Genomic DNA, 14,844 nt, shown 5'->3' on the forward strand with positions numbered 1-14,844 from the left:
GCCCGCCCCGCCTGGCCGTCATGTGAGGCGAGGCCCGCACCCCACCCACCCCTTCCGCCTGCCCCGGCTGGACGTTGGGGGGAGCAGGTCCCGGTCCTCACCCCCCTCCGTTCACCCCGGGGCGGACCGTCGGCCGTACAGGTCCCGCACCCCACCCACCCCCTTTCGCCCACCCCGCTGGGAGGTCGGGTGGCGCAGGGCCCCGGTTCCCATCCACCCCCTCCTCCTCAGCCACAGCGGACAGGCGGACGCCGACGTACCGGGAGGGGACGGGCCGGGGTGCCCCCACAGAAATGCGGTGACAGGGACGGTGCCGGATACAGGAGACCAGGTAGCCGCATTTCGAGGAGGTGCCCCGGACCGGCACCGACCCAGGCACAAGCGGCACCCGCAGACGAAGAAAGCACCCGCACGGGTGGGCGGGCGGGCAGAACCCCCACCCCCACCCAAGGACGAAGGTTCGCTCTTTTGGGGCGCCGTCCGCGAAGATGACCCCGTGCGGTATCGGATTCTTGGGGTCACGGAGGCCCGCCCCTCCGACGACGGGCCCGAAATCGGCCTGGGCGGCAGCCGCCTGCGAGCCGTCCTCGCGGTGCTGGCCCTCAACGTGGGCCGCCCCGTCCCCCCCGAAGCCCTCATCGAACAGGTCTGGGCGGCCGACCCCCCGGCCGACGCCGCCGGCGCCCTGCAAGCCCTGATGTCGCGGCTGCGACGAGCCCTGGGCCGGGACGCCGTCGTCTCGGAACCCGGCGGCTACCGCCTGGTCACCCCCCGCGACTCGGTGGACCTGTACGAGTTCGAACGCCTCGCCCGCGAGGGCGATACGGCCCTGGCGGCCGGAGACGCCGCGACGGCGGCCGACACCCTGACCCGCGCCCTCACCCTGTGGCGCGGCCCGGCCCTGGCCGACCTTCCGGACCGTACGTCCGTCGCGGCCCGCCCCGAAGCCCTGAAGCTGGCTGCCCTGCGGAACAGGGTGGAAGCCGACCTCCGCCTCGGCAGGGCGGCGGACACCCTCCCCGGCCTGCGCGCGGCCGTGGCAGAGCACCCGCTGGACGAGTCGTTCAGGGCCCAGTTGATGCGGGCGTTGCACGCGGAGGGCAGGACGGCCGACGCCCTGGCGGCGTACGAGGAGACCAGGACCGTACTCGCGGAAGCGCTCGGCACCGATCCGGGCCCGGAACTGCGGGCGCTGCACGGCGAGTTGCTGCGGCGCAGGCCGCCGCCCCCCGCGCAGGGCAACATCCGCGCCCGCCTCACCAGCTTCGTCGGCCGCGAGGCCGAACTCGACGACATCAGAAGCGACTTGGCCGCGGCCCGGCTGGTGACGCTGACCGGCCCCGGCGGGTCGGGCAAGACGCGCCTGGCGCAGGAGGCGGGCGACGCGGCGGCGCGCCGCCACCCTGACGGCGTGTGGCTGGTCGAACTCGCCCCGCTGGACGACCCCTCGGCGGTCCCGCACGCCGTGCTGAGCGCCCTCGGTCGCCGCGACACGCTGCTGCTCGGCGGCGCGGGCCGCGACCAGTTCCTGTCCGAGGCGTCGCACGGCGAGGACCCGCTGGCCCGGCTGCTCGAACACTGCGCGCAGCGCCGCCTGTTGCTGGTGCTCGACAACTGCGAGCACCTGATCGGCGCCGCCGCCTCCCTCGCCGCCGAACTGCTGGCGGCCTGCCCCGGCGTGGCCGTACTGGCCACGAGCCGCGAGCCGTTGGGCGTACCGGGCGAGGTCGTACGCCCGGTGGAGCCGCTGCCGCCCGCGACCGCGTACCGGCTGTTCGCCGACCGCGCGGCGACCGTACGCGCGGACGCCCGCCTCACCACGGCGGAGAACGACGCGGCCGTACGCGAGATCTGCCGCCGTCTCGACGGCCTGCCGCTGGCCATCGAGCTGGCCGCGGCCCGGCTGCGGGCCCTGTCGCCGCGGCAGATCGCGGACCGGCTGGACGACCGGTTCCGGCTGCTGACCAGCGGCAGCCGTACGGTGCTGCCGCGCCAGCAGACGCTGCGGGCGGTGGTCGACTGGAGCTGGGAGCTGCTGACCGAGCGGGAGCGTACGACGCTGCGCGGGCTGAGCGTCTTCTCCGGCGGTTGCACGCTGTCGGCCGCCGAGGCGGTGTGCGGTCCCGACGCGCTGGAGACGGTGGCCCAACTGGTGGACAAGTCCCTGGTGGTGGCGGTCCACGCGCCCACTCCCGGCCAGGACGTCCGCTACCGCCTGCTGGAGACGATCCACGAATACGCCGGCGAGCGCGCCGCCCAGCGGCCCGAGGAACTGGCCGCGGCCGAGCGGCGGCACACCGCGTACTTCCGCGAACTGGCCCGCACGGCCGACTCCGAACTGCGCGGCGCCGACCAACTCCACTGGCTGGAAGTGCTGGAGACGGAGCTGGACAACGTCCGCGCCGCGCTGAACCGGCTGGTCGAGCCGCCCTCGGGCGGGAAAGAGGACACCGGGAGCCAGGACGCGGAGCTGGACGCGATCACGATCGCGCTGTCCATGGGCTGGTTCTGGTGGCTGCGCAATTACCGCGACGAAGCGGACGCCTGGCTGGAGAGGGTGACGGAGCTGGGCGGCGAACCCCCGCCCGACCCGGCGGACCGGATGTTCTGGCCACGCCTGGACCTGCGGATGCTGCACTTCTTCGTGAAGAGCGACCACGCCTCGGAGGCGCAGTGGTCGTCGGCCGACTCGCGGGCGATGGCCGCGCTGCTGGCGGCGGCGTACAGCCAGGGCGGCCCGCCCGCGGCGCGCTTCCCCGGCATGCTGTGGCCGTTCACCACGTATCTGCTCGGCAGGGACGAGGAGATCGGCCGGCACGCCGACACCGTCGTCGCCAACTGCCGTGAGTACGGCGGCGAGTGGGAGATCGCGGTGGCGCTGATGCTCCGTACGCACATCGCCGTGGACACGCCGGGCGGGCTCGCGCGGATCGACGCCGACTGGGCGGAGCTCCAGGAGCGCAGGGAACGGCTCGGCGACCGCTGGATCCGCGCCCAAGTGCACGGCGCGAGCGCCGAGATCGAGGTCGTCCGCGGGCAGTACGCGGCGGCGCACGCCGACTTCGAGGCCGCGCACCGGCTCGGCCGGGAGCTGGGCGCGGACGGCGAAGGGGCCTTCCTGCTGGCCCGGATGGGGGAGTTGGCGCACCGCCGCGGGGACGACGAGGAGGCGCGCAAGCTGGTCGAGCAGGCCGGGGAGGAAGCCGAGCTGTACAGCGTGTGGGACGCCCGCACGTACATCCGCTACCTCAAGGCGCTGCTGCTCCTGCGCCGGGGCGAGCCGCGGCAGGCCAGGGAGCTGTGCGAGACGGCGGTCGGGCACCTGGCGGACGGTACGCCGCCGCCGACGTTCAAGGTGCTGCTCGCGAGCCTGGGCGCGCGGATCACGGCGGCCGAGGGCGACCCGGTGGCGGCGCTGCTCGGTCTCGCCGAGTCGGCGAGCCTGGCGCTGGCGGAGGGCTGCACGGAGCCGGTGGTGGGCGCGCAGCTCGACTCGGCGGCCGAGGTGCTGGTCGAGCTGGGCGACCTGCGGTCGGCGGCCCGGATGTCGGCGGCGTCCTCGGCCGTACGCGGGCCGCTGCCGCGCACCGTGCCCGAGCTGGTCACCGCCGACGCCGTGGAGGAGCGGGCCAGGGCGGGCCTCGGCGACGGCGAATGGGCGGCGGCCTGCGCGGAGGGCGCGGTGCTGGACGCTTCAGAGGCGGTGGCGGCGCTGCTGGAGACGGCGCACGCGATGGCGGCGGGCTCGTAGGCGGAGCGGGGGCGTACGGCCGTACGGGAATAGGTCCCGCGCGCGTCCTCGTTGACGTCGGAGACCTTGATTGAGCATTCAAGGAATAGCCAGCGCCCGCCTACGCCCGGAAGTGAAAAGCCTTGAAAGTTGAGATCTACTCCGATATCGCCTGCCCCTGGTGCTACCTCGGAAAATCCCGCTTCGAGCGCGCCCTCGCCGCTTTCCCGCAGGGCGATTCGGTCGAGGTGGTCTACCGGCCGTTCCAGCTCGACCCGACCGCGCCCGAGAGCCCGCAGCCGCACCGTGAGGTGCTGGCGAGGAAATTCGGGCCGCAGGCCGTGGCCATGGACGACCGGCTCGCCGCGATGGGCGCCGCCGAAGGGCTGACCTTCGACTTCGACACGGTCGTGGAGAACAACTCGCTGCTCGCCCACCGCCTGCTGCGCTTCGCCCTGGACACGTACGGCCCCGAGACCCAGAACCGGCTCAAGGGCCGCCTGATGACCGGGCACTTCGGCGAGGGCCTGGACATCGGCGACCGTACGGCCCTGACGGACGCGGCCGTCGCGGCCGGCCTCGACCGGGACGCGGTCGCCGCCTTCCTCGCCGGTGACGACCTGCGCGACGAGGTCGTGGCGGAGATCGACCAGGCCCGGCAGATCGGCATCACGGCCGTGCCGACCTTCGTCTTCGAGGGCAAGTGGGCGGTGCAGGGCGGCCAGGAGACGTCCGTCTTCCTCCAGGCGCTCGAACAGGTCGCCAAGGACTCGGCCGCCGAGGCCGCTGCCCTCGCCGGTACGGAGGACGCGGCCGCGGACGCCGCCTGCGCCGACGGCGTGTGCGCGGTCCCGCCGGCCACCACCGCGGACGCACCGGCCGCGAACAGCTAATCGGTTCATGGCCGAGAGCGCTCATCGCGAAGAGCGCTCGTGACCGCAGAGCGCTCATCGCCGAGAGCGCTCCTGGTCGCAGACCCCATGGCCCGGGCGCTCTCTGTACGAAAACGCCCGGAGCCCGCGGACCGGCCGCCCGCGGATCGGCCGCCTACGAGCAGCTGATCACCGAATCCGCCCAGTCGGCCAGATTCGCCAGCCCGAGACCGGGCCCGCCGCCGTGCCGCCCCTCGGGATCGACCACCAGCCGGATCGTCTTGTACCCGGTGATCCCGACGTGCACGGGCACGGCCGCGTCGCCGCCGCGTACGACACCCGACTGCCACAGCCGGGTGTCGTCGCCGTACACCGAGAAGCTGGCCGCGCCGAAGCGCCCGGTCAGGCCGTCGATCCCGGCGCGCGCGTCATAGGTGACGCATGCCTGGTTCAGGTCGATGGTCAGCGACGACGGCGCGTGGACGGTGATGCCGTGCTCGTACTGCGTACCGCCGATCGTCAGGCCCCAGCGGTTCCACCACCAGCTCGTGGCCGACGGCCGGATCGTCGGCCCGGAGGTGTCGCCGAAACCGCTGATGCCCAGCGAATTGACCTTGTACGCGGTCGGCGCGGGCGGCGGAGGGGTCGGTGTCGGCGTCGGTGTCGGGGTCGGCGTGGGGGTCGTCGGGGCCGGCTCGGGCGGCGGAGGGACCACCGGCTTCGGCTTCGGCGCGGGCTTGGGACTCGGCTTCGCCGGGGTCGGCTTCGGCTTCGGCGGCGGAGTCGTCTTCTCGACCGGCTGGACGGGCGGCGGAGGGACGACCGGCTTCGGCTTCGGCGCGGGTTTCGGCGCGGGCGGCGGGGGAGTGGTCACCACCGCGACCGGCGGCGGCTTGGGCTGGGCCTTCGGCGGCGCCTTCTCGTGGCCCCCGGTGAGGGCCAGCGCGAACGCCGCCGCCGCGGCGGCGACCACCACGGCCGCGGCGATACCGACCTTGGCGGGCGCGCCGAGCCCTTCGGACGCGGCGCCTCCCGCGGCCGCGCCGCCCGCGCTCGACGTCGTACCCGACCCGGCAGCGGCGGCGGCCACGCCTCCGGCCCCCGCCGCGCCGACCGCTCCGCCGACCGCGACGATCCCGGCGGCCTTGGCGGCGTAGACGGCGGCGAACCAGCCGATGTACGCGACCGGCAGCAGCCCCTTGAGCGCCGAGTTGAGGTCGGCCAGCTCCAGCGAGGCGGCCGTGCACCGCTCGCACTCCTTCAGGTGCCTGCTCAACTCGCGGTCCGCGCGCATCCGCAGGCCCCCGCGCGCGTGCGCGCCGAGCCGGTCGGCGTACCGCGCGCACTCGCCCTCGGCGGTCAGCGTGGAGCTGACGTGCGCCTGGAGATACGCCTGGCGCAGGCCCTCGCGGGCCCGGTGGGCCAGGACGGCCGTGGCGTTGGGCGTGAGGCCGAGCAGCGGCGCGATGGCGGACGGCGACTCGTCCTCGACGGCGGTGTGCCACAGCACGGTCTGCCAGCGCTCGGGGAGCGTACGGAACGCCTGGATGGCCAGCGTCTGCTCGGCCTCCTGCATGGCCCGTACGTCCGCGCCGAGTTCGTTGGTGTCCTCGGTGGCCGTCGAGCCCGCCGCGGAGACGGCGAAGACGGCGAAGTCCTCGACCAGGTGCTCACGCTTGGCGGTGTTGCCCCAGGACGCGGCGACCCGGCGCACCGTGGTGAGCAGATACGCGCGGACCGCCGACTCGGGGCCGCTGCCGCCGCGGATCGCCTGGAGCGTACGGGCGAAGACCTCGCCGGTCAGATCCTCCGCGGTGTGCGCGTCCCGGCAGCAGGTGCGTGCGTAGCGGCGAACCGATTCGGCATGCCGCCGGTACAGCTCCTCGTACGCGCTGTCCTGCCCGCCGCGCACCCGTGCCACCAACTCGGCGTCGGACAGCGCGGATTCGAGGGCGTCGGCCTCGGCGGAGGCGGTGTGCGCGGGATGGCCCTGTACGGAGAGCAGGTCGTCGTCGGCCGGCGCCTCGGTGGCCGGTACCTCGGTGGCCGGTGTCCCGGCGGACGGCGGCGCGGCGGGGGCGGGTACGCGGCCGGGCTCCGGGTCGGCGGTACGGCCCGGCTCGCGGTCCGTGCCCCAGTCGGTCTCACGCGCGCCGTCGCCGGTCCCCTCGCGGGCTTCCTCGCGGACGTCGTCGCGTGCGGCCGGGTCGCGCTGCCCCGGCACTTCGCGCTGCCCCGGCACCCTGCGCGAGGGCAGCCCGTCGCCGGTCTCCGGGCCCGCGGCGGGAGCGCCGGACTCGCCGTTTGCCTCTTCCACGGGGCAAGCGTGGCACAGGAGGGCGGACCGGGGTCACGGGATACCGGGGAACCACTCATCCGTGGAGAGATCGTTCACGATTCCTCTACGTTCACCCGATCGGTGGAGCGCGTGACGACGACCCGAGCGGCGCCGGGTCGCGCGACGTCCCGCCGCGTGACTCCGAGCGCCCGGTGCCGAGCCGTTTATATCGAGCCGCGTCCTTGAGCCGAGCCGTGTTGCTCGGCTGATCCGAGTCGCTGAGCCCGGCGCTGTCGTAGAGCCCAGCCCCCGCGGGGTGAGCCGCGCCGCGTTACGCCGGCTCCTGACCGTCCGTCACGCCCTCGCCCCGCGCCGCCGCGCCCCCTGACGGGGTGTCGGCCGCCCGCTCGCCGGGCCGCGAGCGCAGCCCGTCCAGCAGGATGTCCAACAGCCGCGCCGAGGCCGCCGCCTGCTGCTCGGGATCGGGCAGCGAAGGCGCCGAGGTGGCGATGACCAGCAGGACGTCGGCCACCGACACGTCGAGGCGCAACTCGCCCGCCTCGCGCGCCCGGTCCACGAGCCGTCCGACGACGTCGAGCAGTGCCCGTATGCCGTCCTGGTCGCTGCTCCGGTCGGCGCCGCCGTCGCTTCCGCCGATGTCGTCACGGCCCGCGTGGTCCGCGACCTCACCGGCCGTTCCCGTGACCGTGCCCGCAACCGGACCCGCGCCCGCTGACGTCGGCGCCGTGGCGCTCCCGGCCGCCGTCGCGAACGGATTGCGCTGCTGCGGCACCCGGTTCGGCTCGACGCCCAGCGGCGACGTACCGCCGTGCTCCGTACCGGCGCCCGTCGACGGGCTCTGCACCCGCAGCACCTGCGGCGGCAGCAGCCGCCCGGCGCCCGAGGCGACCGAGGTGCGCAGGAAGCGCGCCAGCGCCGACCACGCCTCGTTCTCCTGGCCGAGCGCCGTACGCGCCTGCTCGGTCAGCCGCGCCGTCTCCTCCTCGGCGATCCGCCTGACCAGCACGTCCTTGCTCGGGAAACGGCGGTAGACCGTACCCACGCCGACCCGCGCGCGGCGGGCGACGTCCTCCATCGGAGCCCCGTACCCCGACTCGCCGAAGACTTCACGCGCGGCCCGCAGTACGTGTTCCAGATTGCGCTGCGCGTCGACGCGCAGCGGTGCCGGACGGTTTCCGCCGACGGCGCCGTCCGAACCGGCCGCGGCCGTCGTCCACTGAGAGTCCTGAATGTGCATATACGTATCCCCCGGAAAATTCGCGTCTCCCCCCGGAGACTCCCCGCTCATGGGCGATCATCAGTACGCGTCCCCCGCAGTACTACGAGATACGAACATAGTTGAGCCCACGTCAAGAAAGAAGGGGGTTGTGATCCGACCGGCGCGCGCCCCCGATCGGAGCAACGGGCACCGTGCACTTCCGCGCGGCCTTTGCCCGGTGATGGGTGCACCGCTGACCTGCTGCGTCGCCGAACCCGTCGAAGAAACCGGGGAATCATCACGTCCGCGCTGTGGACAAACGGCTATGGTCCATTGCGTCATGGAGCAATGACGGAGTCGGCAGCGAGGAACAGAGCAGGCAGCCCGCGCATTCTCGTGGTGGGCGGTGGCTATGTCGGGATGTACACCGCACTGCGGTTGCAGCGGAAGCTCAAGCGCGACGAGGCCGAAGTCGTCGTCGTCGAACCGCAGCCGTACATGACGTACCAGCCCTTCCTGCCCGAGGCCGCCGCCGGATCCATCTCACCTCGCCATGTCGTCGTACCGCTGCGGCGGGTGCTCGGCAAGTGCCGGATCGTGGTGGGCGAGGCGCGCGGCATCGATCACGCCAAGCGCGTCGCGAGCATCGCCACCCCGGTCACCGACGAGGAGGGCGGCGACCTGCTGGAGCTGGCGTACGACCAGCTCGTGATCGCGCCGGGCTCGGTCTCCCGCACCCTCCCGGTTCCCGGACTCGCCGAGCACGGCATCGGTTTCAAGACCGTCGAGGAGGCGATCGGGCTGCGCAACCACGTGCTGGAACAGCTCGACATCGCCTCCTCCACCCGTGACGTCGACGTCCGCGAGGCCGCGCTGACCTTCGTCTTCGTCGGCGGCGGATACGCGGGCGTCGAAGCGCTCGGCGAGCTGGAGAACATGGCGCGCTACGCCGTGCGGTACTACCACAACATCCGCCCCGAGGACATGAGATGGGTCCTGGTCGAGGCGACCGGCCGGATCCTGCCCGAGGTCGGCGAGGAGATGGGCAAGTACGCGATCCGCGAGCTGCGCGGGCGCAACGTCGACATCCGGCTGGAGACGCGGCTGGAGTCGTGCGAGAACCGGATCGCCGTACTGTCCGACGGCGAACGGCTGCCCACCAGGACGGTGGTCTGGACGGCGGGCGTCAAACCGCACCCGGTGCTGGCCGCGACGGACCTGCCGCTCACCGACCGCGGACGGCTGCGCGCCGAGGCCACCTTGCGGATCGCCGGTTCGGAGACGGCGTGGGCGGCGGGCGACGCGGCGGCCGTGCCCGACCTGACGGCGCGGGAGCCCGGCACCGACTGCGCCCCCAACGCCCAGCACGCCCTGCGGCAGGCCCGCGTCCTGGCCGACAACGTCCTGGCGACCCTGCGCGGCCGGCCGCTGACCGAATACCGCCACAAGTACGCGGGCTCGGTCGCCTCGCTCGGGCTGCACGAGGGTGTCGCCTTCATCTACGGGCGCAAACTCAAGGGTTACCCGGCCTGGTTCATGCACCGCGCCTACCACCTCAGCCGCGTCCCCACCTTCAACCGCAAGGCCCGTGTCCTGGCGGAATGGCTGCTCGCGGGGCTCTTCAAGCGCGAGATCGTCTCGCTCGGCTCACTGGAACACCCGCGCGCCGAATTCGAACTGGCCGCCGGATCGCACCGCGATCCCGACGCCCCCTGACCCGCCCCGGACGCCGCGCGATTCCCCCCGGGGTCGCGGGTCGGCCACACTGGTGGTGTGACCACGCGTGCGCCAGCACCTGCAAAGAGTGACAAATACGAGGAATCGGACGTTTGAACCTTACGCGTTGGAGCGCCCGGCTCCCCGGAACACAGCGACGCAGTGCCGTACCCGCGGCGCGCGCCAAAGTCGGCGACCCCGTGCGCGCCGACGCGGCCGACCCCGCGACGGCACCGCAGGACGCGGGCAGCGGCATCGCCCCTGACGCCGACCCCGAAGGCACCCGCCAGACCCCCGGCTCACCGGCCGGCCGGGCCACGGGTCCCGTCCCCGCCGCCGGCGCCGTCACCGACGAACCGTCAGTCACCGGCGTCCTCAGCCGCCTTCCGGCCCTCATCGCCGTCACACACGGCCCCGCCCACCGCGTGGACTTCGTCAACGACGCCTACACGGAGGTCTTCGGCGCCCGCACCACCGGCGCCCCGGCCCGCGACGCGCTGCCCGAACTCGACGAGCTCGGCCTGCTCCCGCTCATGGACCAGGTCCACCGCAGCGGCAAACCGCGCACCGTCAAGGCCCGCAAGGTGGTCGGCGGCGACGACCGCTCACCCGCCAAGCCCGGCTACTTCACCTTCACCTGCACCCCCGTCAGGGCCGGCGACCCCGACCCCGAGCGCCGCGGCGTCCTGGTCTTCGCCGCCGACGTCACCGACCAGGTGCACTCCGCCGAGCGCCTGCGCGAGAGCGAACGCCGCCTCCACGAGACCGCCGTCACCCTCCAGCGCAGTCTCCTCCCGCAGGAGCTCGAACAGCCCGACGACCTCCGCGTCGCCGCCACCTACCAGCCCGGCGGCACCGACGCGGCCGTCGGCGGCGACTGGTACGACGTGATCACCCTCGGCGCGGGCCGCACCGCCCTGGTCATCGGCGACGTGATGGGCCGGGGCGTCCGTGCCGCGGCCGTCATGGGCCAGCTCCGTACCGCCGTACGCGCCTACGCCCGGCTCGACCTGCCGCCGCACGAGGTCATCCAGCTCCTGGACGGCCTCGCCTCGGAGATCGACGCCACCCAGATCGCCACCTGCGTCTACGCCGTGCACGACCCCAGCGAGGGCCGCCTGTCGTACGCCACCGCGGGACACCTGCCGATCCTGATCCGCGACCCGGACGGCACCGTCCGCCGCGCCGACGAACCCACCGGACCGCCGCTCGGCACCGGCGGCTGGATCCACACCTCGGGCTCGGTCGCCCTCGGCCCCGGCTGCACTGCCGTCCTGTACACCGACGGCCTGATCGAGCGGCGTGGCGAGGACATCGATGTCGGTGTGGACGCCCTGATGTCGGCCCTGTCCGGCGCCACCGGCGCGCCCCAGGTGATCTGCGACCGCCTGATGCGCGCCCTCGGCGTCACCTCGGAACACGACGACGACGTGGCCGTCCTCGTCCTCCAGTACCCGGACCACACCGGCAGCGAGGCCGAGCTCTTCCGCAACGCCTCGCTCGAACTCCTCGGCGGCGTCGAGGCCGCACCCCGCGCCCGCGCCTTCGCCTCCGGAGTGCTCGCCTCCTGGCGCTTCCCCGTCGAACTGCGCGACCTCGGCGTCCTCGCGGCCAGCGAACTCGTCGCCAACTCCCTCAAGCACGGCACCCCGCCCATGCGGCTGCGGCTGCGCCGCACCGACCGGCGGCTGATCATCGAGGTCACCGACGGCGACGATCACCTGCCGCGCCGCCGCCGCGCGGAACCCGGCGACGAGGCCGGGCGCGGCATCTCGATCATCGCCACCGTCGCCTCGTCCTGGGGCTCCCGCCGCACGCCGGGCGGCGGCAAGGCCGTCTGGTGCGAATTCGCCCTGCCGGGCTGAGGGTGCCCGCGGGGTGAGGCGGGCGGGGTGACGGTGTCGCCGCCGCTGGGCCGGGTCCGGGGCCGTTGGGGGTCCGGGTCCGTTCGGGTCCGAGTCCGCTCGGGTCGTGGGCCGACCGCCTGGCCGAGGGCCGGGAAGGCCCTCGGGCCGGAGGGGCGGGGGCGGCGACTACCGGGAGACGGTCGCGGCCGGTTCCGGTCGCGCTTCGGCCGTGGCGCCGACGGGCGCGGCCGGTATTCGGGCGGCCGGGTCGGCTGCCGCGGTCACCCGCGAGTCCAGGTCTAGGTCTAGGTCTAGGTCCTTGGCTTGAGCCGAGTCCACGACCACGTCCACGGTCGTGTCCGTGTCCGTCCCGGCAGGGAGCCGCGGCGCGGAACGGGCGACCACGCGGGCCGCCGCCAGATGCGGACTGTCCTGCAAGAGCGTGAGGTGCCGCCCCATCCGCAGCGCGGTCACCGAGATCGCCAGCGAGCAGAGCACCAGCATCACGATGTACGCCCCGTACGCGCCCGCACCCGCCATCAGGCCGCCGACGGCGGGACCGAGGGCGAGAGCCAACTGCTTGACCAGGGCGAACGCCGAGTTGTACTGACCGACCATCCGCGCGGGCGCCAGATCGGCGACCAGCGGAGCCACGGTCGGCGCCAGCATCGCCTCGCCGAGCCCGAACAGCGCGTACGTCGAGATGATCGCCGCGACCGCCATCGCGTGACTGCCGTGCACCAGCCCGGACGCCCCGGCCACCAGCCAGGCGACCGTCCAGACCAGACCGACCGCCGCGATGACCCGGCTGCGCCTGCGCTGCTCGACCAGCCGCAGCACCACGAACTGCGCCAGCACGATCACGGCGGTGTTGGCCGCGAGCGCCACGCCCAGCGTGGTCGGCGAAATCCGGGTGACCTCGACGGCGAACGCCGAGAGCCCCGACTCGAACTGCCCGTAGCAGGCGAAGAACATCACGAAGCCCAGCACGGACACCATGACCATCGCCCGGTCCCCGAGCAGCAGCCGCCAGCCGCCGGAGGCAGCGCCGTCGGACCGCACCGCCCCGTCGACCTGCGGCGCGTGCGGCATGCGCACGGTCGCTATGACCGCGCCGAGCACCAGGAACATCGCCGCCTCGATGGCGAAGAGCCGGATGAACGACGCCGGATGCGCGGTGTCGACCAGCAGACCGCCGAGCAGACCGCCGAGGCCGAGCCCCAGGTTGTTGAGGAAGAACTGCGTGGCGAAGGCGCGCGACCGCGTCGCGGTCGTCGAGCACCACACGATCATCGTCGCCAGCGAGGGCTGCACCACCGCTATACCGGCACCGAGCGCACCGGCCGCCGCGATGACCACCGGCTCACTGCCGGACAGCCCGAGCCCCAGTGACCCTGCGGCGGCCAGCACCGTACCGACCACCGCGACCGGCACCGGTCCGCGCTGATCGATGACCCGACCGGTGAAGGGCAGCACGAAGAGCGCCGCCACGGCGAACGTCGCGAGCACCACACCTGCGGTACCCGCGCCCAGCCCCCGCACCTGCGAGACGTAAATAAAGGTGAACGGGACCGTGAAGCCGTTCCCGAACGCGCTCAGCGCTGTCCCCACCTGGATCCGGCGCAGCGCCGCGCCCATCGCCGTTGTCACACTCACCCCACTTGACCATTGAGTCTTCGCCTTGAAGACTTCAGCACTAAAGTTCGAAGCTAAAGAGTACATCGCGAAGGGCTTTAGCGCAAAGGGTTCCGTGCCATACTCGAAGGATGACCGCAGCCGCAGGTTCACCGGGGGCGCCGCAGGAGCTGGACCTCGACGCCCAGATCGCCGCCTACCAGCGCGAATTCCCTGAGGTCGACCCCCAGGTGGAGAAGGTCGTCACCGCCCTGGGCCGCCTCAACCGCCGGATGAACGTGGCGTACGGCCGCCAGCTCGTCGACCTCGGCATCAGCAGCGCCGAGTGGGAAGTCCTCAAAGCACTCGTCGTCGTCGGCAAGCCCTACCGTCTCGGCCCCGGCGACCTCGCCAAGCGCCTCGGCCTCACCCCGGCCGCCATGACCCACCGGATCGACCGCATGGTCGCCGAGGGCTTGGTCACCCGCGAGCGCGACGAGGCCAACCGCGTCCGCGTCATCGTCGAGCTGACCGACGAGGGCCGTGACAAGTGGCTCCAGACCATGCGCCTGGCCGCCGTCTTCGAGGACGAGCTCCTCCAGGACCTCACGACGGTGGAACGCGCCGCCCTCGGCGAGATCCTCACCCGCCTCCTGCGCCGCGTCGAGTACAGCCAGCCGGACGCCGGCGGCCGGCTCGAAGACCTGGACTGACCCGTGTGATCGGGACCACCTTGCCCCGAGTTGACATGGGTGGTCCTCGTCCGTAGTGTTCTCCGAGTTGTCCGACGTGAGCGCCGACTCCGGTCGGTCCCCGGACAGCCATTCCGCAGGAACCTTTCGACCATGACCGACAGCCTTGTGTTGTCGCGTTGTTGTCGTGCGTTTGTGTGTTTCCGCGGAATGCAGGCGGTGTTTCGTTCGACCGGGCCGATTTGGCCGGGCGGTACGGGATCAGCTAATGTCTCACTCGTCGGAACGGCCGAACAGCCGGAAAGACAAGTCCCGCTGACTGGGGGTCAGGCACTGGAAAGCGTCTGATAGAGTCGGAGACACGACGAAGGGAAAGCCCGGAGGGCCGGTGAAACGGTCTGAAGGAAGCTTCCGTTCCTTGAGAACTCAACAGCGTGCCAAAAGTCAACGCCAGATATGTTGATACCCCGTCTCGCTTCGGCGAGATGAGGTTCCTTTGAAGAAAAACACAGCGAGGACGCTGTGCGCGACGGGGATTATTCCTCCCGGTCGCGCCGCTCTTGCGTGTTGTTCCGGGATATCCCGGTGACATTCACGGAGAGTTTGATCCTGGCTCAGGACGAACGCTGGCGGCGTGCTTAACACATGCAAGTCGAACGATGAAGCCTTCGGGTGGATTAGTGGCGAACGGGTGAGTAACACGTGGGCAATCTGCCCTGCACTCTGGGACAAGCCCTGGAAACGGGGTCTAATACCGGATAATACCTTCTCTCGCATGGGAGTGGGTTGAAAGCTCCGGCGGTGCAGGATGAGCCCGCGGCCTATCAGCTTGTTGGTGGGGTGATGGCCTACCAAGGCGACGACGGGTAGCCGGCC

At 72.6% G+C, this 14,844-nt stretch carries 8 protein-coding genes and 1 rRNA gene; 6 read left to right on the forward strand and 3 right to left on the reverse strand.

The features are described 5' to 3' along the window. Positions 1-496: 496 nt before the first annotated feature. Complete coding sequence (locus tag ACIOC1_RS04810; protein WP_401851922.1) at positions 497-3,751, forward strand: BTAD domain-containing putative transcriptional regulator; 3,255 nt, start codon at positions 497-499, stop codon at positions 3,749-3,751. A gap of 122 nt (positions 3,752-3,873) precedes the next feature. After that, a complete protein-coding gene (locus tag ACIOC1_RS04815; protein WP_355346103.1) occupies positions 3,874-4,623 on the forward strand; it encodes a DsbA family oxidoreductase in 750 nt (249 codons plus the stop codon). Positions 4,624-4,777: 154 nt separating this feature from the next. Here ACIOC1_RS04815 and ACIOC1_RS04820 read toward each other — a convergent pair whose 3' ends face one another. Both ACIOC1_RS04820 and ACIOC1_RS04825 read right to left on the reverse strand, forming a co-directional pair. Further along, positions 4,778-6,919, reverse strand: coding sequence for a sigma-70 family RNA polymerase sigma factor (locus ACIOC1_RS04820; protein ID WP_401851925.1), 2,142 nt, complete (start codon positions 6,917-6,919; stop codon positions 4,778-4,780). Between the two features lie 292 nt (positions 6,920-7,211). Beyond that, the gene (locus ACIOC1_RS04825) at positions 7,212-8,138 is read right to left on the reverse strand and encodes a TetR/AcrR family transcriptional regulator (RefSeq protein WP_401851927.1); all 927 of its coding nucleotides are present in this window, start codon (positions 8,136-8,138) and stop codon (positions 7,212-7,214) included. Positions 8,139-8,447: 309 nt separating this feature from the next. On the opposite strand from ACIOC1_RS04825, the gene ACIOC1_RS04830 reads away from it, so the two are divergent. Further along, positions 8,448-9,815 (forward strand): NAD(P)/FAD-dependent oxidoreductase, encoded by a 1,368-nt coding sequence (locus ACIOC1_RS04830; RefSeq protein ID WP_401851929.1) that lies wholly within the window; start codon positions 8,448-8,450, stop codon positions 9,813-9,815. A gap of 113 nt (positions 9,816-9,928) precedes the next feature. After that, on the forward strand, positions 9,929-11,680 hold the full coding sequence (locus ACIOC1_RS04835; RefSeq protein ID WP_355346091.1) for a SpoIIE family protein phosphatase: 1,752 nt from the start codon (positions 9,929-9,931) through the stop codon (positions 11,678-11,680). A 168-nt stretch (positions 11,681-11,848) separates the two neighbouring features. Here the strand turns inward: ACIOC1_RS04835 and ACIOC1_RS04840 are convergent, their stop codons facing one another. Then, positions 11,849-13,312: an MFS transporter gene (locus ACIOC1_RS04840; RefSeq protein WP_401852024.1), complete on the reverse strand. Its 1,464-nt coding sequence runs from the start codon at positions 13,310-13,312 to the stop codon at positions 11,849-11,851. 116 nt (positions 13,313-13,428) lie between these two features. Between ACIOC1_RS04840 and ACIOC1_RS04845 the strand changes: the two genes are divergently transcribed. Both ACIOC1_RS04845 and ACIOC1_RS04850 read left to right on the forward strand, forming a co-directional pair. Beyond that, positions 13,429-13,989, forward strand: coding sequence for a MarR family transcriptional regulator (locus ACIOC1_RS04845; RefSeq protein WP_355346088.1), 561 nt, complete (start codon positions 13,429-13,431; stop codon positions 13,987-13,989). Between the two features lie 570 nt (positions 13,990-14,559). Continuing rightward, positions 14,560-14,844, forward strand: a 16S ribosomal RNA gene (locus ACIOC1_RS04850); the annotation flags it as partial.

This window comes from Streptomyces sp. NPDC088197 (assembly GCF_044741185.1).
GTDB lineage: Bacteria > Actinomycetota > Actinomycetes > Streptomycetales > Streptomycetaceae > Actinacidiphila.